The sequence below is a fragment of the Micromonospora sp. DT231 genome, assembly GCF_049847025.1.
Taxonomy (GTDB): domain Bacteria; phylum Actinomycetota; class Actinomycetes; order Mycobacteriales; family Micromonosporaceae; genus Micromonospora.
The window spans coordinates 320,023-345,069 of the sequence record NZ_JBNCNO010000002.1; the positions used below are offsets into that span (position 1 = coordinate 320,023).

Sequence of the window (25,047 nt, forward strand, 5' to 3'; positions counted from 1 at the left end):
GTCGACTTCGCGCGGGACTGCAACAGATTCGTCCCGGCCGGCAATAGTCAGGTGTGACGAGCCAGATACAACCGTCTGACCAAGACCTGTGGTCGACGATCGCGGCCGGTGACGAGGTCGCCTTCGCCCGGCTTTTCGACAGGTATGCCGGTGCGGTCTACAACCACGTGTTCCGGCTTACCGGCTCCTGGACGCTCGCCGAGGACGTCACGCAGTCGACCTTCCTGGTCGCGTGGCGTAGGCGCGGCGAAGCGGCGGCCCTGGTGGACGGGTTGGTGTTGCCGTGGCTGCTGGTGGTCGCCACCAATACGACCCGCACCGAGTGGCGCTCGGCCCGGCGGTGGTGGGCAGCCCTGCGGAGGTTGCCACCGGAGCGGGAGGCGGACACGGACCCGGCCGGCGACATCGTCGCGCGGCTCGATGACGAACGGCAGATGACGAAGATCTTGGCGGTGGTCCGCCGACTACCTCGCGCGGAGCGGGAGGCGGTGGCCCTGTGTCTGTGGTCCGGGGTGCCCTACGCCGAGGCGGCGACGGTCCTCGGCATCAGCGAAGGCGCGCTGCGTTCGCGCGTGAGCCGCGCACGGGCTCGGCTGGCACGGATGGTTACCGACGGCAACAAGCAGGAGGAAGAGCGATGAAGGACATTCTCGACACGCCTGCCGAGCGTGAACTGCCGCCCGCCAGTGCGGCACGAATGCGTGCGGACCTGATGACGTCGATCCGCCGGCCTCGGCGCCGCGGGGCCGTACGACTCGGCATCGCCACCGTGGCGACGGCCGCGGCGGTGGTGGCCGGCGTGGCGATGGTGCCGAACGACGGGGAGGCAGGGCACCTGGCGATGGGTTCAGGTGAACTGTCACCGACGCTGCACCAGGCGATGAAGCAGTGCCTGAAGTGGAACGCGCAGCACGAACGGCTTCCGGTGTCGATGGACGATCTGGCGGTGGCTGCCGAGCAGGATCACCGTGTCCTGGCACTGTTCATGACGGAAACCGGGTACTTCACCTGTGATGTCTCGAGACCACCACATGGGGAGCCCAGTGGGGGTACCAGCGGTGAACGTGTCTGGCCGCAACGTAAGTGGTTGCCCGGCCCGATCCAGCGGCTCCTCCTTACGTCGACCGATCTCGACGGCGGTGACGTTGCCGTGACCGGCCGGGTCAGCGCTCGCGTGCACCGGCTGGTGCTCGAACACGGAGACGGGCACACGACCACTGCGCGGATGGTCAACGGGGTGTTCGGCCTGCTCTCCGAGGGTGCCAGCGTCACCAAGGACGCCGAATTGGTCAGCTATGACACCACCGGGGCCGAGATCGACCGCCGCCTGCTGTTTCGTCCCTCGGACGAGTTCGACAACTGCTACGTGGACTCCTCCGGCACCATCGTCTACGGCGAGCCGGGAGGCGACTGCCGACCCGCCGAGCCCTGGGGACGATAGGCAAGCCCGGGCCGTACGACAGGCTCCTACCCGGTTGGCCGCGAAGGGCCGCCCAACTCCCGGTGGCGGCGGAGCAGCTCCTGTAGCGCGTTGATCTCGGCAGCCAGTGCGGCCTGCCCCTGCTCGGTGATCCTGATCCAGGTCTTGGGTCTGCGGCCGTGATAGCCCCGGTCGATCCGGATCAGCTCCGCCTCCTCCAGCACCGCGAGGTGTCGGGAGAGGTTGCCGGCGGTGAGTTCGAGCGCGTCGCGCAGGTAGGCGACCTCCACCTGCTCGGCCTCGGCGGCGATGGTGAGGATGCCGAGCCGGTTGCGCTGGTGAACGGTGTCGCTGAGCCCGTTCGTCGGGTGCCCGCCGGACCCGGTGCCGCTGCTCATGTCGACCTCTTACCGGTGGTGAAAAGAGCGATGATGCCACCGACGAGCAGGATTGGCGCCGGCAGCAGGGCCGCCAGCAGGAAGCTGTGGCGGTTCAGGTCACCGGGCTGAAAGTCCACGGTCTGGAAGTAGACGTTCACGAGGACGACCGCGACGACGTAGCACCCGGTCACGGCCGTCAGGCCGCGACTGCGTTCCAGTCGGGCCAGGACCAGCAGCCCCACCGCGATGACCAGGTGCGGAAACATGCCGCGGTTGGAGATGCCCAACAGCGGTGTGGTCAGCCAACTTGTCGCACTCGACACCGACGTCGCCGAGTTGAGGAGCAGGAACCGCAGCACGAACGGCAGCACGAGCCCGACAAGCGTGCCGACGATGCCGGCGACGACGTACGTCCGGGTCGGCGTCCGCACGCCCACCCGTGCGCCGTGCCACCGATACCACCCGAGGCTGAGCAGGTAGCCGCCGATGAGCGCCACCAACCAGTACCACCCGAGGCCCGTCGAGCGGTCGAGGAAGTCCCCACCGAGGCCGGTCAGCGCGGGATTGTTCGGCCTGGGGCGCAGGGCGGGTGGGTCGACGGACTCCACGTACAGGGGTGCCGCCGCCGCGATCAGGAGACCGAACAGCAGAAGCGGCAACCAGTAGGCGTGCCGGGTGACCCGGGTACGCCGACGGAGCGCGGCCACCGACGCGAGGAGCTCCCCGGGGTCGTCTCTGCTGTGCGGCGCGGTGCTCGATTGCTCCGTCACGGTGACCTCCAGGCCGTTGCCACTGCTGCGTTACCAATAGGTTTGCACCGCAAACCATCCTGCGCAAGAGTTGCGGACAGAATGACGGGACCGTATCGACGGTTGTAGTTCCGCGGCGGCCGTGACGCGGCTAGGGTCCGGCATGGAGGTGGTCCGTGTTCACCGAAGCCTTTCCGATCGTGACGACACCTGACCTGCCACGACTGATCGGGTTCTACCGGGACGTGGTCGGCTTCGAGCTGACCTACCGGTTCCCGCAAGAGGGTGAGCCCGAGTTCGTCGCACTCCGGTTGGGCAACAGTGAGCTCGGCCTGGCCGCCAACCCGGAGGCTGGCGGGCCGGCCGATGCGTACCGCTGGGAGTTGTGCGTCTACGCCGACGACTGCGACGCCGCCGTGACCGCCCTGCGCTCGGCGGGCGCATCGGTCACCGAGGAGCCGGTCGACCAGCCGTGGGGCGAGCGCTCCGCCCGGGTCACCGACCCCGACGGCAACCGCATGCTCGTGCTGTCCCGCCTGTCCTAGGGTCAGCGTCGCCAGAACAGCAGGTGGGTGACTCCGCTGGGGCTGGGCACCGACTCGAGGTGGAAGCGGTCGAGCAGTTCGTCGGGGCTGTCCCACAACCGCTCGCCCCGCTCGAGGTCAACGGGCGCGACGGCGATGTGCATCGTGTCGACCAGATGGGCCTCGATGAACTGGCGGATGGTGTCGACCCCACCACCGAGGCGTACGTCCCGACCGTCGGCTGCCTGCTTCGCCTCGGCCAGGGCCTCGGCCGGGCTGACGTCGCGGAAGTGGAACGTCGTGTCGGACAGGCTGAACGACGGGCGCACGTGGTGGGTGAGCACGAAGACCGGCGTGTGGAACGGCGGGTTCTCCCCCCACCAGCCCTGCCAGTCGTGGTTCTCCCAGGGGCCACGCTGGGGGCCGAACTTGTTGCGACCCATGATCTCCGCGCCGATGTTGCACTCGGCGTCGCGGGTCAGGTAATCGTCCAGGCCGCGACTGCCGCCCGGCTCGGTGCGGTACACGAAGCTGGCGGTGGCGGCCCGCCAGGAGAACAGCGGGGTGGGGTCCGCGTGGCCGAAGGGCCGTTCCAGGGTCTGCCCCTCTCCGGTGCCGAACCCGTCGCGCGACACGTTGAAGCACTGCACCCGCAACAGTTGCGGCATGGGGATCTCCTCTCGGATCGACCTGTCGGATTCAGTTGGTGGTCGCCGTCGGGCCACCGCCGCGACCCCGATCGTCGAGCACGAGCGGCGCCCGACCGTTCACCTCGTACCGGATGTGGGTGACCTGCGGAGTGTGGATGACCCGGGTCGGCGTCAGCTCGATCGCCTCCTTCTCGCCGAGGTCGAGGTCCGCGTCGAACAGCCGGAGACCGGTGCCGAGCACGACGGGTACGACGTGCAGCTCCAACTCGTCGAGCAGGCCGGCCCCGAGCACCTGCCGCACCAGGCCACCGCCTCCGGCCACGGCCACGTTCTTACCGCCGGCCGCGGCGCGCGCCTGCTCGACGGCGCTGGCCACGCCGTCGGTGACGTAGGTGAAGCTGGTGCCTCCGCCGCGCAGGAGGGTCGGACGGGGGCGGTGCGTGACGACGAAGACCGGCGCGCGAAACGGCGGCTCCTCGCCCCAGGGCACCTCACCGCCGTCGGCCATCCGGCGCCCCATCACGTACGCGCCAGCGGCGCCGAACGACTCGGCGACGACGTCGGAGTTGGTGTCCTGCTCCCCGCCGGCGAAGCCCTGCCGTTCCCGCCACGCCGCCGCCTCGGTCGCCCAGCGGGTCACCCGGAAGAACCCGGCGCTCTCCGCCGAGTCCATCCAGTTGCCGTTCCCGTCGAACTGTGGGCCGGCGTAGAAGCCGTCCATCGACACCGACAGCTGTGCGGTCACCTTCGTCATCTCGGGTCTTTCCTCTCCTCGGACGCACCATCGGTGCCTGCTCAGGGAGAGGTCGGACCCGAACGCGATGACCCTACCGGGTGCCAGTGTGATGCACGTCACCTGCCACTCCGGAGGGGAGGCTACGCCCTCCGGTTGAGGATCGCGGCCTCGATCCGCAGGCCGAGGCCGGTCAGGATGAGAAAGGTGGCGAAGATGTGCGGCTCAAGCCCGCTGTAGTCGGACGCCATCGTGATCAGCGAGGTCATGAAGCCGGCCACCAGCGACACCGTGCCGAACGCTCGTACGGTGTCTACCCGCTGCGCCTGTAGGTCCACAGCGGAACGGTAGCGGGAGCCGCGCCCGAGTGGCGCCCCGCGCGGTGGCGCAGCGAACTAGCCGCTGAGTTGCCTGTTCAGCGAGGTGCCCGCGGGCGCGTAGCCGTGGCGGCGGTAGAAGCGCACCGCACCGTCGTTGCGGTGGTGGATGCCCGCCGACAGGCTGGTGATCGCGTTCTCGGTCGCCCACCGGTCAGCCGCGTCGAGCAGCGCCGAGCCGACCCCGCGCCCCCGGGCCGTACCCGACACCACGGTGTGGATCTGCGCTGACCGCTCCGGGCGCAGGATCTGGTGCGCCGGCGGTTCGGGCAGGCGCAGCACCTCGACCATCCCGACCACCTGCCCGCCCATCTCCGCGACGAGGATCGCGTCCCGGCCGCTCCCGTCGGTAAGCGTGGTCGTGAAGTGGTGGGCGACGGCCTCGCGTTGCGGCAGCCGGTAGACGTCGGGGTCCAGGGCGAGGTGGGCTTCGGCGTTCGCCAGGCGCAGTTCCACAAGTGCCGGCACATCTGACAATTCCGCCGGTCGTACCGTCGGCCCGGTCCTCCGCATCACCGCGATGCTAAGGCACCTCGGTCGGGCAGGACTAGGCTGGCGATCATGCGGATTGGCATCGTGATCCTGCCGGACCAGCGGTGGGCGGAGGCACAGCGTCGGTGGCGGCAGGTCGACGAGTGGGGCTTCGACCACGCCTGGACGTACGACCACCTGGGCTGGCGGGACCTCGTCGACGGCCCGTGGTTCGACTCGATGTCCACGCTGACCGCCGCCGCCTCGGTGACCTCCCGCATCCGGTTGGGCACCCTCGTCGCGTCGCCGAACTTTCGGCACCCCGCCGCGTTCGCCCGCCAGATCACCACTGTGGATGACGTCTCCGCCGGTCGGCTGCTGCTCGGCCTCGGCGCGGGCGGCATCGGTTTCGACTCGGCGGTGCTGGGCGGCGAGACGCTGCCGCCGCGCCAGCGGGTCGAACGGTTCGCCGAGTTCGCCGAGCTGCTGGATCTGATCCTCCGCGAGGACGGCACCACCTGGCGTGGTGACTGGTTCGCCGCCGTGGACGCCCGCAACAACCCCGGCTGCGTACAGCAGCCCCGGGTGCCGTTCGTGATGGCCGCCAACGGGCCCCGGTCGATGCGGCTGGTGGCCCGCTTCGGTCAGGGTTGGGTGACCACCGGCACCGGTGACGACGACGACCTGGCCGGCTGGTGGGACAGCGTGGCGGCACTGTCGGCGCGGATGGACCGGACGTTGGACGAGGCCGACCGTGACCCGGCCACCCTGGACCGTTATCTCTCGCTGGACGCCGCACCCGTCTTCTCGCTCAGCAGCGCGCAGTTCTTCGCCGATCAGGTCGGCCGGGCCGCCGACCTCGGCTTCACCGACGTGGTGACGCACTGGCCGCGTGCCAGCAGTTGGTACGCGGGCGACGAGGCCGTCCTGGTGGACGTGGCGACCCGACTGCTCCCGGAGCTGCGCGGCTGAGGTGGTCCGGTCAGGTGCCGAGGTCGCCGCCGGCCACGCCGCCCTCGCCGCCGGAGACCAGCCGTAGGCGGAGGCAGACGATCGGGGTGTCGCCGTCGACCGGGGTGCCGAGCCGCGCCCAGTACGCCGAGTGCCCCGCCCGCCACTCCTCGATCGAGCGGTCACCCTCGCCCTCGGCGTGGGCGAAGTCCCAGGACACGTCCGCGAAGCGGACCACCTCGATCTCGGTGATCTCCACCACGCCGGCCAGCGCGTTGTCGTCGTCGACGAGCGCCAGTCGTTCGCCGACGTGCTCCAACTCCTCGCCCTCTTCCGCGTAGTAGGCGAGCCGCCCGGCCGTCGCGGTCTTCACGCCGGCCAGCACGAGGGTGTTGAGGGTCGCCCGCAGCTCGCCCGGGGTGCCGAGGGCGAGGGTGCGCAGTTCACCGATCCGAGGCCACATCCTGCCGAGGCTAGGCCAGCGCGACCCGTACCGCCTCCGCATTGCGCCGGGGTCCTGCTCAGATCAGTTGACCGGCGTAGCCGGCGGCGGTGAGGAGCAGTCCGTCGCCACTGGCCGCGTGCGCGTCGAGCACCGCGTCGGCCAGCTTCACCACGTGCGCGTCGCCGTGCCGAGCCGCCCGGGCGAACACCTCCGCCGGGGTCAGGGCGGTCACGATCGGTGGGGCGATGCCGTCGGCGGGGGCGTACACCGAGGTCATGGCCGCCGTCGCGGCCCAGGCCGCGGCGAGGCTCGGCGCCCACAGCGCCCGGTCCAGGGCCGGCAGGGTACGCAGCACCGCGGTCGGCGCGGTGACCGCGTGCACCAGCATGACCGGCTCGGCGTGTCCGAAGCGCAGGTAGTCCAGGCCGGCGCGGTGTACCAGCGTGCTGAGACCGCGCTTCGCCTCCTCCGGGCTCCGCGCGGGGCGTAGCGCCGCGAGCGCCGGCTCCCACCGGGGTACGCCCGGCAGTTGGCCCAGCCGATCCCGGACGCCGCCGGTCTGGTCGTCGATCCGGGGCAGCCCGGCCAGCGCGGCGTCCACGTCCATCTGCTCCCGGCCGGCCGAGGGGCTGTCGAGAGCACGGTCGGCGCCCGGGATCGGCTGCCAGCGGGCCGCCCAGTAGCCGAGGGCCTGGGCCAGTTCGGTGAGCCGATGGGGGTTCGTGTCGTCGGTTTCGAGCGCCCGTACGGCGTGCCCGACCCGGATCACCCCGTGGGTGGCGCCAGCGGCGATGCCCGGCAGCAGGCGGGGCCACCAGGTGCCGAGCACGTCGCGCCACGGGTGTTCGCGCAGTTGCCTGTCGAAGTACGCCAGCCAGTCACCTGCCCGCTTCGGATCGCCGAGCGCCGCCCGCCAGTCGTCGATCGGGCGCAGCCCTCGGGGCAGGTCGTCGAGTCGGCCAAGGTAGTCGTCGAGCCAACGGTGCACCTGTCGCTGGTGCCCGTGCCGGGCCAACGCCTCGACGGCCATCGGCCCGTGGTTGGAGAGCCAGCCCTGGTATTCGGGGCCGGTGCGATGCAGCCGTTCGTACGCCTCGTCAAGAACGCCGTCACTCATCAATCGATCGTCGAACGTGAACCGAGGTTCAGGTCAAGCGTTCAACTCGGCCGCGTTGATCAGGCCGGTGACGCGTAGCGCGGCCGCGACCTCCGGCGGGCAGTCGACGGCCACCACGGCGGTGCCCAGCACCTCGGCGCCGCGTGCGGAGCAGATGTCGTAGAGAGCGTGGAGTTGAGCGCCGGTACGCACCCAGTCGTCCACCACCAGGACCCGGTCACCGGGGCCGAGGTGCCGGTCCCGGACGGCCAGGTCGACCCGCCGACCCCGGTAGTCCGGTGGACTCTGCGCCCAGGTGAGCGGCCCGGCCGGCAACCGACCGTCGCCGGACTTGTGGGCGGCCACGAAGCCGACCCCGAGGGCGGTGGCGGCCAACGGCCCGAGCAGCAGCCCGGTGACCGCCGGGGCGAGCACCACGGTCGGCCCGGCGGCGCGGTACGGCGCCACCAGGGCCGGTCCCAGCTCGGCCAGCACCGCCGGGTCCCGCCACCAACCGGAGATGTCGCTGACCAGGTGAGTGGCGTCCGGTCCGGGGTCGATCCACTGGAACAGGGCGGCCAGGCGTGCGGTCAGATCGGCGGACATCCGCTCATCCTGCGGCACCGGTGGCAGGCGTGTCGGCACCCGGGCCGGGCGGCCCACCCCGGGTCGGATGATCGGCTACACGTACCAGTGCAAATGCGGGCATACCACAATGATCACGTTGACGTCGGAAGTGCTTCTCTCGTTACGGTCCGACCCGGTTTGTTCAGACGACGAAAGGACCGGGCCGGTGGCAGCCAAGCACTCCCGTACCCGCATCTTCTCCTCTCCGGCGGGCATCGTGGCCACCGCGGCGGTCGGCGTCGCCCTCGCGGTCGGAGGCACGGTCGGTGCCGTGCAGCTCACCTCCGGCTCCGCGCAGTCGGGTCAGGCGACCCTCGACCTCACCCCGACCACCGCCGCCAGCAGCCTCACCCCCAGCTCCCCGGCCGTCTCCCCGACCGCCAGCCCCTCGCCGAGCGTGTCCGCCAGCCCGTCGGCCATCCGGTCGCAGCAGGCCGCCTCCCGGGGCAAGACCCGGACCGCGCCGCCGAAGCCCAAGCCGACCGCGAAGAAGACCACTCCGGCGCCGAAGGTGCTGGAGAGCGGCTCGTGTGGCGCGTCGTTCTACTCCGACGGGCAACTGACCGCAAACGGTGAGTCGTTCAACCCGAGCGCGCTGACCGCCGCCCACAAGACGCTGCCGTTCAACACGAAGGTCCGGGTGACCAACCCGGCCAACGGCAAGTCGGTCGTCGTGCGGATCAACGACCGTGGCCCGTTCATCGACGGCCGCTGCCTGGATCTCTCCCGGGCCGCGTTCGCCACCATCGCCTCGGTCGACGTGGGCGCGCTCACCGTCCGCTACGAGGTCCTCGGCTGACCGGGTCGGGTCGCGCCGATTCGGCCGGTCGACCGGGCCGGCCGGACAGAACATTCTTGGATGACGGGTCAGATTCATTCACCGGTTCACCTGGATCAGGCAAACTGTCAGGCGTACCCACGCGACTCCTCCAGTCGGGCCGTCGCCCGCTGAGCCCCGGATCCCGCGCCGGCCTCGGCGCGGCCCTTGTCCTGCTCGCGATCGTGTCGGCAGTGGAGGCGGCGGACGGCCGTGACGTGCACTACGTCGCGCTCCTGTCGGCCGTGCCGTTGCTTGCCGCCGCCGTGGCGTCCTGGCCGGTGGTGCTGGGGGTGGGCGTCGTGGCGACGCTGACCGGGGCCGGCTTCGCCCTGATCGAGCCGAAGATGTCGATGATCACCTCGGTCAGCGTGGTGGCGGTCGCGGTCTGCACCGGACTGGCGGTGGCGGTGGCGTCGGTCCGGCAGCGGCAGGCGGAGCAGATCGTCGAGCTGACCAAGCTCGCGTCGGTGGCCCAGCAGGCGGTGCTGCGTCCGCTCGGGCCGCAGGTCGGGACGCTCTCGGTCGCGGGACGCTACATCTCCTCCACCGCGACCGCCGAGATCGGCGGTGACCTGTACGAGGCGATCGACACGCCCTACGGCGTCCGCATGATCATCGGTGACGTGCGCGGCAAGGGTCTGGACGCGGTCCGGCTGGCGAGCATCGTCCTGGGCTCCTACCGGCACGTGGCGTACGAGCGGGCCGACCTGCGCGCCGTCGTCACCGACCTGGACCGCGCGGTGGCCCGTAACGTCGGCGACGAGGACTTCGTGACCGCGGCACTCGTCGAGGAGCGCGGCGGCACGCTCACCATCGTCAACTGCGGGCATCCGGCGCCGCTGCTGCTGCGCCGCGGCGCGGTGATCTCGCTGGAACCGCCGGCGCCGGCACCCCCGCTCGGGTTCATGCCCGTGGTCCGCCCTCGGGTCGAGCGCCTGGAGCCGGGAGACCGGCTGCTGCTGTTCACCGACGGCCTCGGCGAGGCGCGACGCGACGGTGAGTTCTTTCCCACCGCCGACCGCGCCTGGCGGCTGCTCGGTCACGGCACGGTCGCCGACGGGCTGGCCTCGCTGGAGACCGCCCTGATTGAGTGGGTGCACGGCCGGCTCGACGACGACATCGCCCTGGTCCTGATGGAGTACGTCGGTGCCCGTACCGGCGCGGCGGTGGCGGTCCCGAGTTGGGAGGTCGGTGCCGCCGAGAGCTGACCGGCCCACAGGTGTGTAATCGCCGTCACTTGGGTGATCCGCTTGTCGCTGCCTACCCGCGAGTAATACAGTCGGGGTTACTGATCGGTAACACCTGTCCGGAAGCGGGGCCAGTGAGCATGACCCACTACAAGAGCAACCTGCGGGACCTTGAGTTCAACCTGTTCGAGGTCTTCGGTGCCGACCGGTCGTTCGGCCAGGAGCCGTACTCGGATCTCGATGCCGACACCGCCCGCAGCTTCCTCGCCGAGCTTGACCGCCTCGCACGCGAGGACCTGGCCGCCAGCTACACCGACAGTGACCGCAACCCGCCGGTGTTCGACCCGGCCACGCACACCGCGCCGCTGCCGGCGTCGTTCAAGAAGTCCTACCAGGCATTCATGGACTCCGAGTTCTGGCGGCTCGACCTTCCGCCGGCCCTGGGCGGCACGAACGCGCCGCGCGCCCTCTGGTGGGCCCTCGCCGAGCTGGTGCTCGGCTCGAACGCCCCGATCTGGATGTACGCCTCCGGCCCGTCCTTCGCGCACGTGCTGCACGTCGAGGGCACCGAGCGGCAGAAGAAGTGGGCCAAGCTCTTCATCGACAGGCAGTGGGGCTCGACGATGGTCCTCACCGAGCCGGACGCCGGCTCGGACGTGGGTGCCGGCCGTGCCCGCGCGACCCAGCAGCCCGACGGCTCCTGGCACATCGAGGGCGTGAAGCGCTTCATCACCTCCGGTGAGCACGACCTGAGCGACAACATCGTGCACTACGTGCTGGCCCGCCCGGTCGGCGTGGAGGGCGTCGGCGGCCCCGGCACCAAGGGCCTCTCGCTCTTCGTGGTGCCGAAGTTCCACTTCGACGAGACCACCGGCGAGCTGGGCGAGCGCAACGGCGTCTACACCACGAACGTCGAGCACAAGATGGGCCTGAAGGTCTCCAACACCTGCGAGCTGACCTTCGGCGAGCACGGCGTACCGGCCAAGGGTTGGCTGCTCGGCGACAAGCACGACGGCATCCGGCAGATGTTCATGATCATCGAGTACGCCCGGATGCTCGTCGGCACCAAGGCCATCGCCACCCTCTCCACCGGTTACCTCAACGCCCTCGAGTACGCGAAGAGCCGGGTGCAGGGCGCCGACCTGATCCAGCAGGCGGACAAGACCGCCCCGCGGGTCACCATCACCCACCACCCGGACGTCCGCCGCTCGCTGCTGCTGCAGAAGTCGTACGCCGAGGGTCTTCGTGCCCTTGTCCTCTACACCGCCACCTGGCAGGACAAGGTCGCGATCGCCGAGGCCGCCGGCGACGAGAAGGCCACCAAGCTGGCCAAGCGCGTCAACGACCTGCTGTTGCCGCTGGTCAAGGGCGTCGGTTCGGAGCGGGCGTACGAGATGCTCGGCCACGAGGCCCTGCAGACCTTCGGCGGCTCCGGGTTCCTCCAGGACTACCCGCTGGAGCAGTACGTCCGCGACGCCAAGATCGACACCCTGTACGAGGGCACCACCGCCATCCAGAGCCTGGACCTGATCTTCCGCAAGATCGTCCGGGACAACGGCAAGGCGCTGCTGGCGGTCGCCGGCGAGATCCAGGAGTTCATCTCCTCCGAGGCGGGCAACGGCCAGCTCAAGGAGGAGCGGCAGGCGCTCGGCAAGGCGCTCGCCGAGGTGCAGACCATCCTCGGTGTGCTGACCGGCTGGCTGGGTGAGGCGCAGGGTGGCGACACCCGCGCGCTCTACAAGGTGGGGCTGAGCAGCCGGCGGTTCCTGCTGGCGCTCGGCGACCTGGTGGTCGGCTGGCTGCTCCAGCGGCAGGCCGACGTGGCGCTGAAGGCGCTGGCCGGCGAGGTCACCGCAAGCGACAAGGCGTTCTACACCGGCAAGGTGGCTGCCGCCCGTTTCTTCGCCCGCGAGGTGCTGCCCCGCATCGGCGCCGACCGGCGGATCATCGAGAGCACCGACCTCGACATCATGGACCTCCCGGAGGAGGCCTTCTAGGTCCTGTGCTGGGTCGCACCACCCGGCACCTGCCACGGCCGGTGGGGCTTCTGCCCCGCCGGCCGTCGCCGTCCCCGCCCGGCGGCGGCACGTATTGGCCGAGCCCGGTCGGGTATGCCGCTGGCGTGGCGGGTAACCGTCGCGTGACCTCGAAAGGGAACGCCCAGAGCCACCGCACGGGGGAGTGCAGCGCACATGGGTGTAGGAAGCGGCATTTTTCTCATCGCGATCGGCGCGATCCTGACCTTCGCACTGAGGGCCAACGTCTGGTGGATCGACGTACGGGCGGTCGGCTGGGTGTTCATCCTGGCCGGGCTGGCCGTACTGCTGACCACTGTCTGGTTCTGGCAGGACCGACGCAAGCGGGCCCGGACCCTCATCGTGGAGGAGAACCGGCTCTCCCATCCGACGGCGATGATGCCGCCACCGCCAGACCCACCACCACCGACCGCGCCGCCGTCCTGAGGCCGGCACGTACCCCTGAGCCGCCCGTCGATCATCGACGGGCGGCTCAGCCGCGTGCGATGTGCCGTGCCGCGACCGGCGCTCCCGCCCGGCTCAACTCCGCCCAGGCGAACCGGCCACGGTGCACCGCCAACTCGGCGGTCCGCAAACCCTCATCGGGCGCACCCTCCGGGTCGAGAAGGGCCGAGAGCAGCGAGATGCCCGGGTTGTGGGCAATCAGCAGTGCCGTCCGGGCCGCCGCGTCGACCGTACGGACCAGCGCCAACAACTCCTCCGGGTGGGCGTCGTACGCGCCAGGCTCGTAACGAACCGTCGGCCGGGCACCGGCCGGGCCGCCCTCCGGTGGTGTGCCCGTCATCCCCATCGCCACCCCGTGCCAGGTCTGCCGGGTACGGAGCGCCGTCGAGGAGATCACCACGTCGGGCAGCAACCCGTGGTGCGCCAGCCAGGCGCCCGCCGCTGCCGCGTCCGCATGCCCGCGAGCACTGAGCGGGCGCTGGGCGTCATCTGCCGCGTCACTGCCCTGCTCGGCCTTCGCGTGGCGCAGCAACACGAGTGTCCGCGTCTCGGGGTCGGCGTCCGTCATGACCCCAGCTTGCCCGATTGGCGATCTCCGTGCCTGGGTAAGTCGATGGATGCCGCACCCCTACCGACGGCCGCGGCGCGTCCTTACGCCAGGTAAGAGCCGAGGAGCGAGACATGGGCATTGGTGGCAGCATCTTCTTGATCGCGCTGGGCGCGATCCTCGCATTCGCCGTAGAGGCCGATCTGGGCTGGCTGAACCTGTCCGTGGTCGGCTGGGTGCTGATGTTGGCCGGCGTCGCGGGCCTGATCACCACCCTCTACTTCTGGAACAGCCGCCGCCGCCCGGTGGTCGCCGCGCCGGTCCGCGAGGAGCGCGTGGTGGCTGACCGGGTCGTGCCGGTCCAGGACAACCAGGTCGTGCAGGAGTACCGCGAGGTGCGTCGGCCGGGCCGCCCAGTCTGATCCTCGCCCGCGAACTCCGGGGTCCCGCAGCGTCGCGGGGCCCCGGCTCGCGTTCAGGCCCGGCGTCGCGCCTGGTCCCCGGCTTGCTCGCGGTTGGGTTCGTCGGTTCAGGCAGCTCAGGCGAACAGCGCGAAGTAGATCGCGATGTGGTGGCAGAGCGCTGCCAGCAGGGTGCAGGCGTGGAAGAACTCGTGGTGACCGAAGACGGTCGGCCACGGGTTGGGCCGGCGCAACGCGTAGAAGACCGCGCCGACGCTGTAGATCAGGCCACCGGCGATCAGCAGCGCCAGTGCCGCGACGCCGCCGCCGTGCAGGATTTCCGGCAGCATGGCCACCGCCACCCAGCCCAGCGCCAGATAGAGCGGCGCGGACACCCAGCGCGGCGCGTGCGGCCAGATCACCTTGACCGCCACTCCGGCCAGCGCGCCACCCCAGACCAGGGCCAGCATCACGGTGGCCGGCCGGGGCGCGAGCAGCATCGTGCAGAGCGGTGTGTACGTGCCGGCGATGAACACGAAGATCATCGAGTGGTCCATCCGGCGCATCACCTGGAAGCCGCGCTCCGACCACACTCGACGGTGGTAGAGCGCGCTGGTGCCGAAGAGCCCGCACACCGTGACGCTGTAGATCAGGCAACTGACCAGGGGCGCCCATCCGGGCCGGGTGGCGGCGATCGAGCAGAGCACGACGCCGCAGACCAGGGCCACGAAGAAGGCGTACGTGTGCAGCCAGCCGCGCATCCGGGGCTTACCGATGTCGACCGGCTTCAGGCGAAGCGGGGCGGAGGTACTCACGTGAACAGGTTACGGCACCGTAGGTTACTTGGAAGTAGTGGCGTTGGTGACACCCGGCACCGTCATCGTGAACTCCGTATCGGCGCGACATCGGCGAGGATGAGCGGATGCGGATCCGACCCGTCGGGGCGCACGCCCTGCTCCTCGACTGCACCGCCTCCGCCGGCGTTCCCGACGCCGCGCTCGTGGAAGCGTGGCGGGCCGAGTTGTGGCGGCGTCGGGCGCAGGGTGACCTGATCGCCGTCGAGATCGTGCCGGCGGCGAGCACCGTCCTGCTCGACGGCCTGCCCGACCCGACCACCACTGCCGAACAGTTGACCCGATGGGCGTCCGGCGTCGCCGCAGCCGAGGGCGGCGACAGCGACGGCGGCGCGGCGGAGGTGGTCGTACCTGTCTGTTTTGACGGGCCGGACCTGCCGGTGGTGGCCGAGCACTGGGGTGTGGACGTGCCCGCCGTGCTGCGCCGGCTGACCGGCACCCGGTTCCGGGTCGCGTTCTGCGGGTTCGCCCCCGGGTTTCCCTACCTGACCGGGCTGCCCGACGAGTTGGCGTTGCCCCGGCTCGCCACGCCTCGCCCTCGGGTACCGGCCGGGTCGGTGGCGCTGGCCGGCCCGTACGCGGGGATCTACCCGAGCGCCTCTCCCGGCGGTTGGCTGCTGGTCGGCCGCACCGAGCTGGTTCTCTTCGACGTGTACGCCGACCCGCCGGCCCGACTCGGACCGGGCGCCCGGGTGCGGATGGTGGCGGCATGACCCGTGCGGCCGCTGTCGAGGTGCTCCGCGCCGGGGCGCTCACCACAGTGCAGGATCTGGGCCGGCCCGGTTGGGCGCACCTGGGCGTACCGCGCTCCGGCGCCCTCGACCCGGCGGCGCTGCGGCTGGCCAACCGACTGGTCGGCAACCCGGAGCACGCCGCCGGCCTGGAGGTCACCCTGTCCGGCTGCACACTGCGGCTGACCCGGGCCACCACGGTGGCGGTCACCGGAGCCGAGGTGACGGTCCGGGCGGGCGATCGGCCCGGTGACACCGGACGACCGCTCACCGTGCCGGCCGGGACGGTGCTGCGGATCGGCCCGGCTCGTCGGGGCGTACGGAGTTGGTTGGCGGTGGCGGGTGGCATCGACGTGCCGCCGGTGCTCGGCAGTCGGGCCACCGACACCCTGTCCGGGCTCGGCCCGGCGCCACTTCGGGACGGCGACCGGCTGCCGCTGGGCGAGCCACACGGCCCACCCGCGCCGGTGGACCTGACCGTCTGCTCCGCGCCGCCTGAAGAGGTGCACCTGACGCTGCGACCCGGCCCTCGGGACGACTGGTTCACGCCGGCCGCGTTCGACCGGCTGTTCGGCACCGCGTACACCGTCAGCCCGGTGAGCAACCGGGTCGGCGCGCGGCTCGCCGGCGCGGCGCTGCCCCGCGCGGTGGCCGGCGAACTGCCCAGCGAGGGCATCGTGCTCGGCGCGGTGCAGGTGCCGGCGAACGGACAGCCCCTGATCTTCCTCGCCGACCATCCGACCACAGGTGGATACCCGGTCATCGGAGTGGTCACCGACGTGACCGCGCTCGCGCAGGCCCGCCCAGGTACTACCGTCAGATTCCATGGACCTCAACGCTGACCTGGGCGAGGGATTCGGCATCTGGCGGCTCGGCGACGACGAGGCGCTGTTGAGCCTCGTCACCTCCGCCAACGTCGCCTGCGGTTTCCACGGTGGCGACCCGTCCACCATGCGGCGGGTCTGCGAGGGCGCCGCGCGACGCGGGGTCGCGGTGGGCGCGCAGGTCGGCTACCGGGATCTGGCCGGCTTCGGCCGGCGGCACATCGCGTACGACTTCGCCGAGCTACGCGACGAGGTGACCTACCAGTTGGGGGCGCTTGACGCGTTCTGCCGGCTGTTCGGCACCCGGGTCCGCTACCTCAAACCGCACGGCGCGCTCTACCACGCGGCCAGCACCAACGAGTCCCAGGCGGCGGCGGTGGTCGCGGCGGTCACCGGCTACGACCCCGAGCTGCCGGTGCTCTGCCTACCCGGCTCGACGCTCGCCCAACTCGCCGTCGGCGCGGGCCTGCCGGTCGTCGCGGAGGCCTTCGCCGACCGTGCCTACCTGCCCAACGGGGCGTTGGTGCCGCGCGGCACACCCGGCGCGGTGATCACCGACCCGGAGCAGGTGGCCGAACGGGCGGCGCGGATGGCCACCGAACGGATCGTGGTGGCGGTCGACGGCACCGCCATTCCCTGCTCGGTCGACTCGATCTGCGTGCACGGCGACACCCCGGGGGCGGTCTCCGCCGCCGAACTGGTCCGCGCCAGCCTGATCGACGCCAACATCACGCTGGCCCCGTTCGCGTGAGGCCGGAGGGGCCCGGGTGGGCCCCTCCGGAAACCTCAGGCGTCCAGGCCGCGCAGCACCAGCGGCAGGCGGGTCACGGCGCCGTCGACGACCCGGACCGGTACGCCCCAGTCCTGCCGGGTCAGGTGGCACGCCGCGTGTTCGACGTCCGCGTCGCAGGTCGCCGCCTGGGCGGTCACCTGAAGCACCCCCGCGGTTACCTCGGCGTTGAGCACCAGCCGACGGGTCAGCTCGGTGCCCGTGCCGGCACCGTCGACAAGCAGCTCCGGCGGTGACGCGGAGACGACCAACCGGGTCGACGGCCCGAACGTCTCGTCCAGCTTCTGCCCCGGCGCCGGGGTGAAGACGATGTCCAGGGTGACCTCACCGGCCGCGACGTCGGTCGGCTTGCGCTCGGTACGGTGCCGGGGACCGTCGACGGTGCTGGCGCCCGCCGCCGACAGGGCACCCGGGGCGAGCCGGGTCAGCCGGTGCGCGGCGGACTCCACCACCAGCACCTCGCCGGCCGGGTTGAGCACCAGGTCGCTCGGCTCCGCCAACCCGTCCGCGACGGTGGAGACCTGGTTGGTCGCCGGGTCGAAGCGACGAACCGCGCCGTTGTACGTGTCCGCGATCAGCACCGAGCCGTCCGGCAGCGCGCACACACCCAGCGGGTGTTGCAGGAGCGCCGACTCGGCCGGACCGTCCACGTGCCCGAAGTCGAACAGGCCCTGCCCGACGGCGGTGCCCAACACACCGTTCTCGACGTACCGGAGGGAACTGGTCTCGCTGTCGGCGATCCAGAGCCGGACGCCGTCGGTGGAGACGGACAGCCCCGACGGTTGCGCCATCCACGCCTCCGCCAACGGGCCGTCCCGCAGCGCCTCGACCGTGGTGCCGGCGTACATGCCGGCGGTCCGCTTGATCGGGTCGAACCACCAGAGCTGGTGGATGCCGGCCATCGCGATGATCAGCTTGTCGTCGTACCAGGCCAGATCCCACGGGGAGGAGAGGTCCACCGCGAGCGCGTCGTGGGCGTGGTCGTCGACCTCGGCGCGCCACTGCCGGCCGCTGCCGGCCACGGTGACCACCTCGCCGGACTCCAGCCGTACGCCACGCAGCAGGTGGTTGACCGTGTCGGCCACCACCAGGTCGTAGCCGGCGACCTCGGCGACATGGGTGGGCAGCAGGCACACCCCCTGCGGCTCGGAGAACGTCGCCGCGGCGCCCGGCCCGTCGGCCCGGCCCCGCTCGCCCGAGCCGATCCGGCGCACCGGCGTCTCGCCGTCCGGGGCCACCTCGACCAGGGAGTGTCGGGCCGAGTCCGAGACCAGCAGGTTGCCGTTCGGCAGCAGCGCCGCCTTACCCGGGAAGCGCAGCGCCGTCTCCGGGGCCGGCGGCGGAACGTACGGGCCGTCACCCCGGTGCAGGGTGCCCTTGGCCTCGTGAGTGGCGATCAACTCGTCGACCAACCGGGCCAACCCCTCGGCATGACCCTCGCCGGCCATGGTGGCCACCACGTAACCCTCCGGGTCGATCACCGAGAGGGTCGGCCAGGCACGGGCCGCGTACTGCTGCCACATGTCCATCTCGGGGTCATCGAGTACGGGGTGGTGCACCCCGTACCGCTCGACGGCCGCGACGAGGGCGTCGGCGTCCTTCTCGTGCTCGAACTTCGGCGAGTGCACACCGATCACGACGAGCACGTCGCCGTACTTCTCCTCCAGCGGACGCAGCTCATCCAGCACGTGGAGGCAGTTGATGCAGCAGAACGTCCAAAAGTCCGCGATCACGATCTTGCCGCGAAGGTCCTGCAAGGTCAGGTTCCGTCCGCCCGTGTTGAGCCACTGGCGGCCCCGCAGTTCGGGCGCACGTACACGCGCTGTCGTTCCCATGCCTGTCAGCCTGCCACGCCTCAGTCCCAACCGCCGTGACCCCGACGACAGACCCGGAGGCGTCCTAGCCGGCGCCGCCCTCGTTGCGCTCTCGACGCTTCGCGGCGTACTCGCGGACCTCGACCGCGTCCCAGATCCGGCCGACAGTCAACGTCTCGATTGGTGCCGGGAAGTCTGGGCGATCAACCAGGATCGCGGCGCGCTGGCGGGAGACGCCGAGGTAGTCGGCGACCTCCGAGAGGGCCATTACGCGCACGGTCGGACCATCCGGTGGCACGGGTAGGCAACTTGTCACCGGAGGGGTTGACGACCTGCCAACGGGTCAGTCACAGTCGAGGCTATGCCTCTACGCCGAGCAACAGAGCCCATTCCGTCTGATCTCGTTCACCGCCGCCAGTGGTGGTCCCGCGTTTGTGTCTGCGGCTTGCGCTGGCGGCATTGCCCAGACCGCAGCCAGAAGCCGGAGCCGGCCGAGCCGCCACCCCCGCGCCCGGACTGGGCGAGTGCGCCGACCGACGCCTACCCGCAGCGCGGCCGCGCGCCTTGGTTGAAGCGAGGTCAGGCGTACCGAGCCAACGCTGGGCAGCACTGGTGACTGACCACCGGCCGCAACGTCCGGCGTGGGTCTGCGAAGCGTGCGAACAGCCGTACCCATGCCCCGACGCCCGGACCACGCTCGCCGCTGGAGACCCATGGGCGGCGGCGACCTATCTCGCAAGTCAGTTCGTGACTGCCGTGAACGATCTTCCTGCGGTGCCGGTGGTCGACCTGTACGCGCGGTTCCTGCTGTCAGTGCCCGTACGGAGGCACAACTCGTCCCGAAGACACCCCAGCTAATCCTTGGTTTCTGACAAACCCATGACATCGGCGCCCTGTGGCGCAAGAGCACCCGCAGCAGCGCCAACGGCGGCGACTGCGTCGAGGTTGCCGACAACCTTTCAGGCGTCGTCGCGGTGCGCGACTCGAAGGACCCGTCGGGTCCGGCGCTGACCTTCTCGCCGGTCGCGTGGGTCGCGTTCGTCGGCCAGGTCGCCGAGCGGTCGTAACCGGCCCCAGACGCACGAGAGTGCCCGTCCCGGATGCCGGGGCGGGCGCTTCACGTCCTACGGGGTGCCGCGCCGTTCGTGTTCGGAGCTGCGCCGGGTACGACGACGGCGGGGTCACGGTTGCCCGTGGCCCCGCCGTCGGTGGAGTTACTTGGTGGCCGGCTTGAGGCAGAGCACCCGGTTGGCGCCGCTACCCGGCAGCACCACGTGCGGCTGCGTCGGGTCGGCGCACTTCTCCTTCGCGTCCACCTTGGAGACGATGGTGAAGGATCCCGCCTCGCCGCAGTTGGCTGCCGAGGCGCCACCCTCGCCGGCCTGCTTCACGCAGGTGCCGACGGCCGGGTCGAAGGCTGGGGTTTCCTTCTGGTCGACCTTCCCGAGGAGCAGCAGCAGGCCGAGCGGCACCGCCAGGATGAGCACCGCGGCGATCAGTACCGCGGCCAGCACGCGACCGTTGCGTACCTTCGGCGTCGGTGGCTCCGCCTTGGGGCTCTCGGCGGCGTCCGGCTTGAACGCGTCGAATCGACCCTGATCCGACTGGCCGGGCTCCTGGCCCCAGGACGGCGCGGGCTGCGGCGGTGGCGGGAAGGCCGGCGGGAAGCTGCCGCCCGGTCCCGACTCGATCGCGGGCCCGCCGAAGCCTGGCCCGCCGGAGCCCGGTCCGCCGAAGTTCGGCGCGCCGAAGGTCGACGCGCTGCCGACCGCGGCGGTGCCGGCGGCCGGTGACCCGGGGCCGCCGAACTGGTCGGCCGGCCGCTCGGCACCGCCGTGCGGCCGCGTGCCGTTCACCGGCCGGTTGTTGCCGGGCGCGTCGACGAAGGACGGCACGCCGGGCGGGAACGCGGGCGGCGGTGGCGGAGCCTCACCGAACGCGTTCGGGGCGGGCTGTCGGTCGTCGAAGCGCGGCTCGGCGGCAGGCTCGCCGCCCCAGCCGGGGCCAACCTGACGCTGCGGGTCGTTCTGCCAGTCCGGTGCGGCCTGCCGCTGGGAGTCGTTCTGCCAGTCCGGTGCGGCCTGGCGGGGCGGGTCGTTCTGCCAGTCCGGGGCCGCCTGGCGAGGCGGGTCGTTCTGCCAGTCTGGCGCGGCCTGCCGCTGGGAGTCGTTCTGCCAGTCCGGTGCGGCCTGCCGCTGGGAGTCGCTCTGCCACTCCGGCACAGGCTGGCGGTCGGCACCCGCGTCGACCTGGAACGGCTCCGGCTCCGGCTCGTTCTCCGGCTCGGGTCGAGCTGGCCGGCCGTACACCCGGGGTTGTGGTGTGGCCGTGCCGGTCGGACGGATGGCCTGGTCGGTCGGGGGCATCACCCGGCTGGCCAGCGGCACCGAGGCGCTTGCCCGGGCCGCCGCCGCGCCGGCCGCCGACTCGGCGTCCGACACCGGCACCACCGCGCGGCCCGCTCCGGACTCCGGAGAGGTACGCGGTGCGGGCACCACGGCGCCACTCGCGGGGGCGTCCTCGGCGCGGCCCCAACCGGCCGGGTCCGCCTCGTACTGCGCGGGGGCGTCCGGGGTCTCCCGCTCGGCGTACGCGGGCTGCTCGGGGATCGGTGCGAACTGGGCCTGGGGTGCGTAGTCGCTGGGCGGGGCAGCCGCCAGGCTGGCGCCCGGCACGCGCTGCTCCTGGGGAGGCAGCGGCACCGCGTTCGCCGGTGAGATGCCCGGCGCGGGTCCGGGTTGGTAGGCCGGCGCCTCGTCGCCCCGGTCCGCCTCCCAGCCGCCGCGGGCCTGCGCGGCTTCCGCCTCGGCGCGACCCCACACCTCGCCGGGCGCCCAGGGCTCGACCTCGGGCGGCCCATCCTTGCCGGGCACGCTGACGCTGGCACGGGAGGGCAGGCCGCTCTGCTCGGCGGGCGTCCACCCGACCGGCTCCGGTCGCTCGGCGGGTTGGTCCTGCGGGGAGAGCACCCAATCGGGCTGCTGCGGACGGCTCTCGGCATCGCCCCAGGCGGCCGGCTGAGCGGGCTGCTCCTGCCGCGCGTCGCCGTCACCCCACCCGGCGGGCTGCGCCTGCTGCTGCTGCGCGGCCCATCCACCGGAGCGGGCCGGGTCGTCCTGTCCGGGCCAGTTCGTCGGCGGTGCCGGCACCTGGGCCGCGCCACGGGCCGCGCTGGGCGCGGCGGCCTGACCCCACGAGGGGGCGGACTGCTCGGCCGGTTCGGCGGGCTGACCCCAGGTCGGCGGCGACTGCTCCGCCGGCGTCCACACGGGCTGGTCGTCGCGTCCGGCCGTGGTCGCGGGCCAGCCGCCGTTGCCGGGCGTCTCGTTCTGCTGAGCGCCGCCGGACCAGTTGGCGGCCTGCTGCGGCTCGGCCTGCTGGGCCTCGGCTCCGCGCCACTCGGCGGTGGGCGGGTTGGTCGGTGCCGGGCCACCCCAGCCACCGGCATTCGCCGGATCTTCCTGGGCGGGCCAGGCGGTGGTGGCCGGAGGCACCTGCGCGGCGCCCCGCGCGGGCGGCTGGGCCCAGTCGGGCTGCTCGGCGGCGTTCGGAGTCCAGGTGGGCGCGGGAGTGCTCTGCTCAGCCGGCGTCCAGCCCTGCTGTTGCGGTGTGGCCCAGGCCGGCTGCGCCGGGGCTGGTGCGCCCTCACTGCCGGGCCAGGTGCCGGGCTGCTGCTGCGGCGGCTCACTCGTGCCACCGCCGGCCGCCCACGCCGGCTGCGGCGGGTCGTTGGGCTGCGCCGCGGGGGCGGCGCCCCAGGCGGGCTGCGGCGGGTCGTTGGGCTGCGGGGCGGCGGCGGCACCCCAGGCGGGGGCCGGCGGTTGCTCGGACTGGGTCGCCCATGCCGGCGTCGACGCGTCGGGCCGCGCCGGTGGCGGGGGTGCCCAGCCCAGGTCGGGGCCGGCAGCGTTGTTGCCGTTGTCCGGCTGCGCCGGGCGGTCGCCGTACGGCGCCGGTCCGCCGGCGCCCGGTGACACCTCGTCCGGCTCATGGCCGGTGCGGTGCGGGCCCTCGGACGTCATGGGTGCGCCTCCTCCATCACATGTCGGCTCGCCGGTGCCGATCGGTCTCCTCGGCATGGCTGCCGGCGTCACCGGCGTACCGCTGTGCCGGCTCCCCGCACGGTATCGGGTGGTGGCACGGCACGTCCAAGGAGCACCGGTCGTCACTCCCCGTGGCCGGTCGGTGTCGAGCAGCTTCGGTGTGCTCGGCCTCTGCCGGGTCGGCGGGCGGCGACCGAAGCCCACCGTACCGGGCGCTGCGGCAGGGCGGAATCCCGGTGGCGGGTGGCCGGGAACGCCGATGGCCCACCCGGTGAGCCGGGTGGGCCATCGATCTGGAGGAGGTGAGGAAAGTTGTGGAGCGTCAGCTCATGTGACGCTGGGCGATGACGAGGAGTTCCTCGCGAACTGCCGGCGAGTTCGCCGAGCGCAGCGCGTGCTCGATGGCACGGGCGCGGCGGGTGGCGTCGCGGTGGTTGCGGATTCGCTCGATCATGCTCATTGGTGGGTCCCCCTAGCTATTCGGTTGTCAGCCCCTGATGCCTCTATTCAACAGCAGAACCCCGCCAACTTCCATCGATTATTAGGTGAGCTGGGACACCTGCCTAACAATCAAAGGTCAACAGGCCGTCTGGCCGACGCTTCCGTCGTCTAAACGACACGGCCGGTGTGCCGGGCGTTAACCCGTGGCACACCGGCCGTGGCTGGCGTCTCGAACGATCAGGTCCAGGCGAGCAGCGCCGCCTCCGGATCCGCGAGGAAGTCGCCGATGTCGCGCAGGAACTTCGAACCCAGCTCACCGTCGATGATCCGGTGGTCGAAGCTCAGCCCCAACGTGGTGACCTGACGCACCTTGACCTTGCCCTTGTGCACCCAGGGCATCTCCCGCACCGCGCCGAAGGCCAGGATCGCGGACTCACCCGGCGGCAGGATCGGCGTGCCGGTGTCCACGCCGAACACCCCGACGTTCGTGATGGTCAGGGTGCCGCCGGACATGGCCGCGGGCGAGGTACGCCCGGACTTCGCCGTCTGCACCAGGTCGGTCAGCGCGTCCGCCAACTCCCGCAACGAGAGTCGGCCGGCGTCCTTGACGTTCGGCACGATCAGACCGCGCTCGGTGGCCGCCGCGATGCCGAGGTTGACGTACTCCTTCACCACGATCTCGTCGCCGGCCCACGTCGAGTTGACCATCGGGTGCCGCCGTACCGCCAACAGCACCGCCTTCGCCACCAGCAGCAGCGGAGAGACGCGCACGTCGCGCCACTCCCGCCGACCCCGGAGCCGGTCCAGCGCCTTCATCGCCCGGGTCACGTCGACGGTCAGGAACTCCGTCACGTGCGGGGCGGTGAACGCCGAGCGGGACATGTTCTCGGCGGTCAGCTTGCGGACCCCCTTGACCGGGATGCGCTGCTCCCGGTCCGCGCCGAAGCTGGGGGCAGTCGTCGACGTCGCCGCGACCGGCTCCGCCACCACGACGGCAGCGCTCACCGCCCGCTGCACGTCCTCCCGGGTGATCGAGCCGAGCGGCCCCGACCCGGTCACCGTGCCGAGATCGACCCCGAGATCCTTGGCAAGCTTGCGCACCGGCGGCTTGGCCAACACCAACCCGCCGCTCGCCCCATTGCGTCGCTCATGGACCTGGGGTGCCGGATGTGCGGGGGTAGCAGCCGGTTCGTCGGCCACCACGGGCGGCTCGGCCTGCGTCGGGACGGCGCCCTTGCGGGGGCGGCGCTTCGCGGCTGTCGTACGCGGGCCGTAGCCGACAAGCACCGCCGTTCGGCCACCGGGAGCGGCGCCGCCGATCAGACCTGGCTCGACCATGCCCTCGGCCGGGGCCACCTCCACCGCCGCCAGCGACGCCGCCGACGGGGTGGGCAGGTCGGCGCTCGGCGTGGCAGTTGTCGACGTCGACTCCAGCGGGCCGGCGCCCGGGTCGGTGTCGATCGCGATGATCGGCGTACCGACCTCGACAGTGGTGCCCTCCGGGTGGTGGATCGCCTGCACCTGCCCGGCCCACTTCGCCGGGATCTCCACCGCCGCCTTGGCCGTCTCGACCTCGACGATCGGCTGGTTCAGCTCGATCGTGTCGCCGACCTTGACCAGCCAGGCCAGGATCTCGCCCTCGGTCAGCCCCTCGCCCAGGTCGGGCAGGTTGAACGTCTTGATCCGGGACAT

General features: G+C 71.7%; 29 protein-coding genes. 13 read left to right on the forward strand and 16 right to left on the reverse strand.

Going from position 1 to position 25,047, the window contains the following annotated elements:
• Window positions 1-53 precede the first annotated feature (53 nt).
• Window positions 54-641 carry an RNA polymerase sigma factor gene (locus ACPXBU_RS06300; RefSeq protein ID WP_425757075.1) on the forward strand — a complete coding sequence of 196 codons (588 nt, stop codon included), beginning with the start codon at window positions 54-56 and terminating at the stop codon, window positions 639-641.
• A complete protein-coding gene (locus ACPXBU_RS06305; RefSeq protein ID WP_425757077.1) occupies window positions 638-1,441 on the forward strand; it encodes a hypothetical protein in 804 nt (267 codons plus the stop codon). The genes ACPXBU_RS06300 and ACPXBU_RS06305 overlap by 4 nt, the downstream gene beginning before the upstream one ends.
• Window positions 1,442-1,467: 26 nt before the next feature.
• On the opposite strand, the gene ACPXBU_RS06310 is transcribed toward ACPXBU_RS06305, so the two are convergent.
• Together ACPXBU_RS06310 and ACPXBU_RS06315 are read right to left on the reverse strand one after the other, a co-directional pair.
• On the reverse strand, window positions 1,468-1,818 hold the full coding sequence (locus ACPXBU_RS06310; protein WP_425757079.1) for a transcriptional regulator: 351 nt from the start codon (window positions 1,816-1,818) through the stop codon (window positions 1,468-1,470).
• Entirely contained in the window at window positions 1,815-2,570 is a 756-nt protein-coding gene (locus tag ACPXBU_RS06315) for a hypothetical protein (RefSeq protein ID WP_425757081.1), read from the reverse strand. Before ACPXBU_RS06315 ends, ACPXBU_RS06310 begins: the two co-directional genes overlap by 4 nt.
• A gap of 155 nt (window positions 2,571-2,725) precedes the next feature.
• Between ACPXBU_RS06315 and ACPXBU_RS06320 the strand changes: the two genes are divergently transcribed.
• On the forward strand, window positions 2,726-3,094 hold the full coding sequence (locus ACPXBU_RS06320; RefSeq protein WP_393365227.1) for a VOC family protein: 369 nt from the start codon (window positions 2,726-2,728) through the stop codon (window positions 3,092-3,094).
• 2 nt (window positions 3,095-3,096) lie between these two features.
• On the opposite strand, the gene ACPXBU_RS06325 is transcribed toward ACPXBU_RS06320, so the two are convergent.
• From ACPXBU_RS06325 to ACPXBU_RS06340, 4 genes are all read right to left on the reverse strand, one after another.
• Complete coding sequence (locus ACPXBU_RS06325; RefSeq protein ID WP_425757084.1) at window positions 3,097-3,741, reverse strand: dihydrofolate reductase family protein; 645 nt, start codon at window positions 3,739-3,741, stop codon at window positions 3,097-3,099.
• Window positions 3,742-3,772: 31 nt separating this feature from the next.
• Complete coding sequence (locus ACPXBU_RS06330) at window positions 3,773-4,477, reverse strand: dihydrofolate reductase family protein (protein WP_393365231.1); 705 nt, start codon at window positions 4,475-4,477, stop codon at window positions 3,773-3,775.
• A gap of 122 nt (window positions 4,478-4,599) precedes the next feature.
• Complete coding sequence (locus ACPXBU_RS06335) at window positions 4,600-4,794, reverse strand: hypothetical protein (protein WP_393365233.1); 195 nt, start codon at window positions 4,792-4,794, stop codon at window positions 4,600-4,602.
• A gap of 57 nt (window positions 4,795-4,851) precedes the next feature.
• Window positions 4,852-5,346 carry a GNAT family N-acetyltransferase gene (locus ACPXBU_RS06340; RefSeq protein WP_425757087.1) on the reverse strand — a complete coding sequence of 165 codons (495 nt, stop codon included), beginning with the start codon at window positions 5,344-5,346 and terminating at the stop codon, window positions 4,852-4,854.
• A gap of 48 nt (window positions 5,347-5,394) precedes the next feature.
• Here ACPXBU_RS06340 and ACPXBU_RS06345 point away from each other — a divergent pair, with 48 nt between their 5' ends.
• Window positions 5,395-6,276: an LLM class flavin-dependent oxidoreductase gene (locus ACPXBU_RS06345; RefSeq protein WP_425757089.1), complete on the forward strand. Its 882-nt coding sequence runs from the start codon at window positions 5,395-5,397 to the stop codon at window positions 6,274-6,276.
• A gap of 10 nt (window positions 6,277-6,286) precedes the next feature.
• On the opposite strand, the gene ACPXBU_RS06350 is transcribed toward ACPXBU_RS06345, so the two are convergent.
• From ACPXBU_RS06350 to ACPXBU_RS06360, 3 genes are read right to left on the reverse strand one after another with little or no spacing between them, the layout of a single operon-like run.
• Window positions 6,287-6,718: an ASCH domain-containing protein gene (locus ACPXBU_RS06350; protein ID WP_425757091.1), complete on the reverse strand. Its 432-nt coding sequence runs from the start codon at window positions 6,716-6,718 to the stop codon at window positions 6,287-6,289.
• Window positions 6,719-6,776: 58 nt separating this feature from the next.
• Window positions 6,777-7,817, reverse strand: coding sequence for a questin oxidase family protein (locus ACPXBU_RS06355; protein WP_425757093.1), 1,041 nt, complete (start codon window positions 7,815-7,817; stop codon window positions 6,777-6,779).
• Between the two features lie 33 nt (window positions 7,818-7,850).
• Window positions 7,851-8,402 (reverse strand): phosphoribosyltransferase family protein, encoded by a 552-nt coding sequence (locus ACPXBU_RS06360; protein ID WP_425757095.1) that lies wholly within the window; start codon window positions 8,400-8,402, stop codon window positions 7,851-7,853.
• A 187-nt stretch (window positions 8,403-8,589) separates the two neighbouring features.
• Here ACPXBU_RS06360 and ACPXBU_RS06365 point away from each other — a divergent pair, with 187 nt between their 5' ends.
• The 4 genes from ACPXBU_RS06365 (at window position 8,590) to ACPXBU_RS06380 (ending at window position 12,892) form a co-directional block, all read left to right on the forward strand.
• Entirely contained in the window at window positions 8,590-9,222 is a 633-nt protein-coding gene (locus ACPXBU_RS06365) for a septal ring lytic transglycosylase RlpA family protein (protein WP_393365241.1), read from the forward strand.
• Window positions 9,223-9,326: 104 nt separating this feature from the next.
• Window positions 9,327-10,451: a PP2C family protein-serine/threonine phosphatase gene (locus tag ACPXBU_RS06370; protein ID WP_393367020.1), complete on the forward strand. Its 1,125-nt coding sequence runs from the start codon at window positions 9,327-9,329 to the stop codon at window positions 10,449-10,451.
• A gap of 119 nt (window positions 10,452-10,570) precedes the next feature.
• Window positions 10,571-12,427, forward strand: coding sequence for an acyl-CoA dehydrogenase (locus tag ACPXBU_RS06375; RefSeq protein WP_425757546.1), 1,857 nt, complete (start codon window positions 10,571-10,573; stop codon window positions 12,425-12,427).
• A gap of 195 nt (window positions 12,428-12,622) precedes the next feature.
• Entirely contained in the window at window positions 12,623-12,892 is a 270-nt protein-coding gene (locus ACPXBU_RS06380) for a DUF6458 family protein (RefSeq protein ID WP_030487564.1), read from the forward strand.
• 46 nt (window positions 12,893-12,938) lie between these two features.
• Here the strand turns inward: ACPXBU_RS06380 and ACPXBU_RS06385 are convergent, their stop codons facing one another.
• The gene (locus ACPXBU_RS06385; RefSeq protein WP_425757098.1) at window positions 12,939-13,478 is read right to left on the reverse strand and encodes a SixA phosphatase family protein; all 540 of its coding nucleotides are present in this window, start codon (window positions 13,476-13,478) and stop codon (window positions 12,939-12,941) included.
• Between the two features lie 113 nt (window positions 13,479-13,591).
• Between ACPXBU_RS06385 and ACPXBU_RS06390 the strand changes: the two genes are divergently transcribed.
• Window positions 13,592-13,879, forward strand: coding sequence for a DUF6458 family protein (locus tag ACPXBU_RS06390; RefSeq protein WP_425757100.1), 288 nt, complete (start codon window positions 13,592-13,594; stop codon window positions 13,877-13,879).
• A gap of 116 nt (window positions 13,880-13,995) precedes the next feature.
• Here ACPXBU_RS06390 and trhA read toward each other — a convergent pair whose 3' ends face one another.
• A complete protein-coding gene (gene trhA / locus ACPXBU_RS06395; RefSeq protein ID WP_425757102.1) occupies window positions 13,996-14,673 on the reverse strand; it encodes a PAQR family membrane homeostasis protein TrhA in 678 nt (225 codons plus the stop codon).
• Between the two features lie 107 nt (window positions 14,674-14,780).
• Between trhA and ACPXBU_RS06400 the strand changes: the two genes are divergently transcribed.
• The 3 genes from ACPXBU_RS06400 to ACPXBU_RS06410 are packed head-to-tail and all read left to right on the forward strand — an operon-like array spanning window position 14,781 to window position 17,018.
• Window positions 14,781-15,425, forward strand: coding sequence for a 5-oxoprolinase subunit B family protein (locus ACPXBU_RS06400; protein WP_425757104.1), 645 nt, complete (start codon window positions 14,781-14,783; stop codon window positions 15,423-15,425).
• Window positions 15,422-16,285, forward strand: a complete 864-nt coding sequence (locus tag ACPXBU_RS06405; RefSeq protein WP_425757106.1) for a biotin-dependent carboxyltransferase family protein — start codon at window positions 15,422-15,424, stop codon at window positions 16,283-16,285. The genes ACPXBU_RS06400 and ACPXBU_RS06405 overlap by 4 nt, the downstream gene beginning before the upstream one ends.
• Entirely contained in the window at window positions 16,269-17,018 is a 750-nt protein-coding gene (locus tag ACPXBU_RS06410) for a LamB/YcsF family protein (RefSeq protein ID WP_393365252.1), read from the forward strand. The genes ACPXBU_RS06405 and ACPXBU_RS06410 overlap by 17 nt, the downstream gene beginning before the upstream one ends.
• Window positions 17,019-17,053: 35 nt before the next feature.
• On the opposite strand, the gene ACPXBU_RS06415 is transcribed toward ACPXBU_RS06410, so the two are convergent.
• The gene (locus ACPXBU_RS06415) at window positions 17,054-18,892 is read right to left on the reverse strand and encodes an NHL domain-containing thioredoxin family protein (protein WP_425757108.1); all 1,839 of its coding nucleotides are present in this window, start codon (window positions 18,890-18,892) and stop codon (window positions 17,054-17,056) included.
• Between the two features lie 64 nt (window positions 18,893-18,956).
• Complete coding sequence (locus ACPXBU_RS06420; RefSeq protein ID WP_278143316.1) at window positions 18,957-19,139, reverse strand: helix-turn-helix transcriptional regulator; 183 nt, start codon at window positions 19,137-19,139, stop codon at window positions 18,957-18,959.
• A gap of 616 nt (window positions 19,140-19,755) precedes the next feature.
• Here ACPXBU_RS06420 and ACPXBU_RS06425 point away from each other — a divergent pair.
• Window positions 19,756-19,938, forward strand: coding sequence for a DUF397 domain-containing protein (locus tag ACPXBU_RS06425; protein WP_425757547.1), 183 nt, complete (start codon window positions 19,756-19,758; stop codon window positions 19,936-19,938).
• A 147-nt stretch (window positions 19,939-20,085) separates the two neighbouring features.
• On the opposite strand, the gene ACPXBU_RS06430 is transcribed toward ACPXBU_RS06425, so the two are convergent.
• The 3 genes from ACPXBU_RS06430 to ACPXBU_RS06440 all read right to left on the reverse strand — a co-directional run bounded on the left by ACPXBU_RS06430 (window position 20,086) and on the right by ACPXBU_RS06440 (window position 25,047).
• Window positions 20,086-22,893 carry an LppU/SCO3897 family protein gene (locus ACPXBU_RS06430; protein ID WP_425757111.1) on the reverse strand — a complete coding sequence of 936 codons (2,808 nt, stop codon included), beginning with the start codon at window positions 22,891-22,893 and terminating at the stop codon, window positions 20,086-20,088.
• A 343-nt stretch (window positions 22,894-23,236) separates the two neighbouring features.
• Window positions 23,237-23,374 (reverse strand): hypothetical protein, encoded by a 138-nt coding sequence (locus ACPXBU_RS06435; protein WP_167454674.1) that lies wholly within the window; start codon window positions 23,372-23,374, stop codon window positions 23,237-23,239.
• Window positions 23,375-23,592: 218 nt separating this feature from the next.
• Window positions 23,593-25,047 (reverse strand): dihydrolipoamide acetyltransferase family protein, encoded by a 1,455-nt coding sequence (locus ACPXBU_RS06440; RefSeq protein ID WP_393367025.1) that lies wholly within the window; start codon window positions 25,045-25,047, stop codon window positions 23,593-23,595.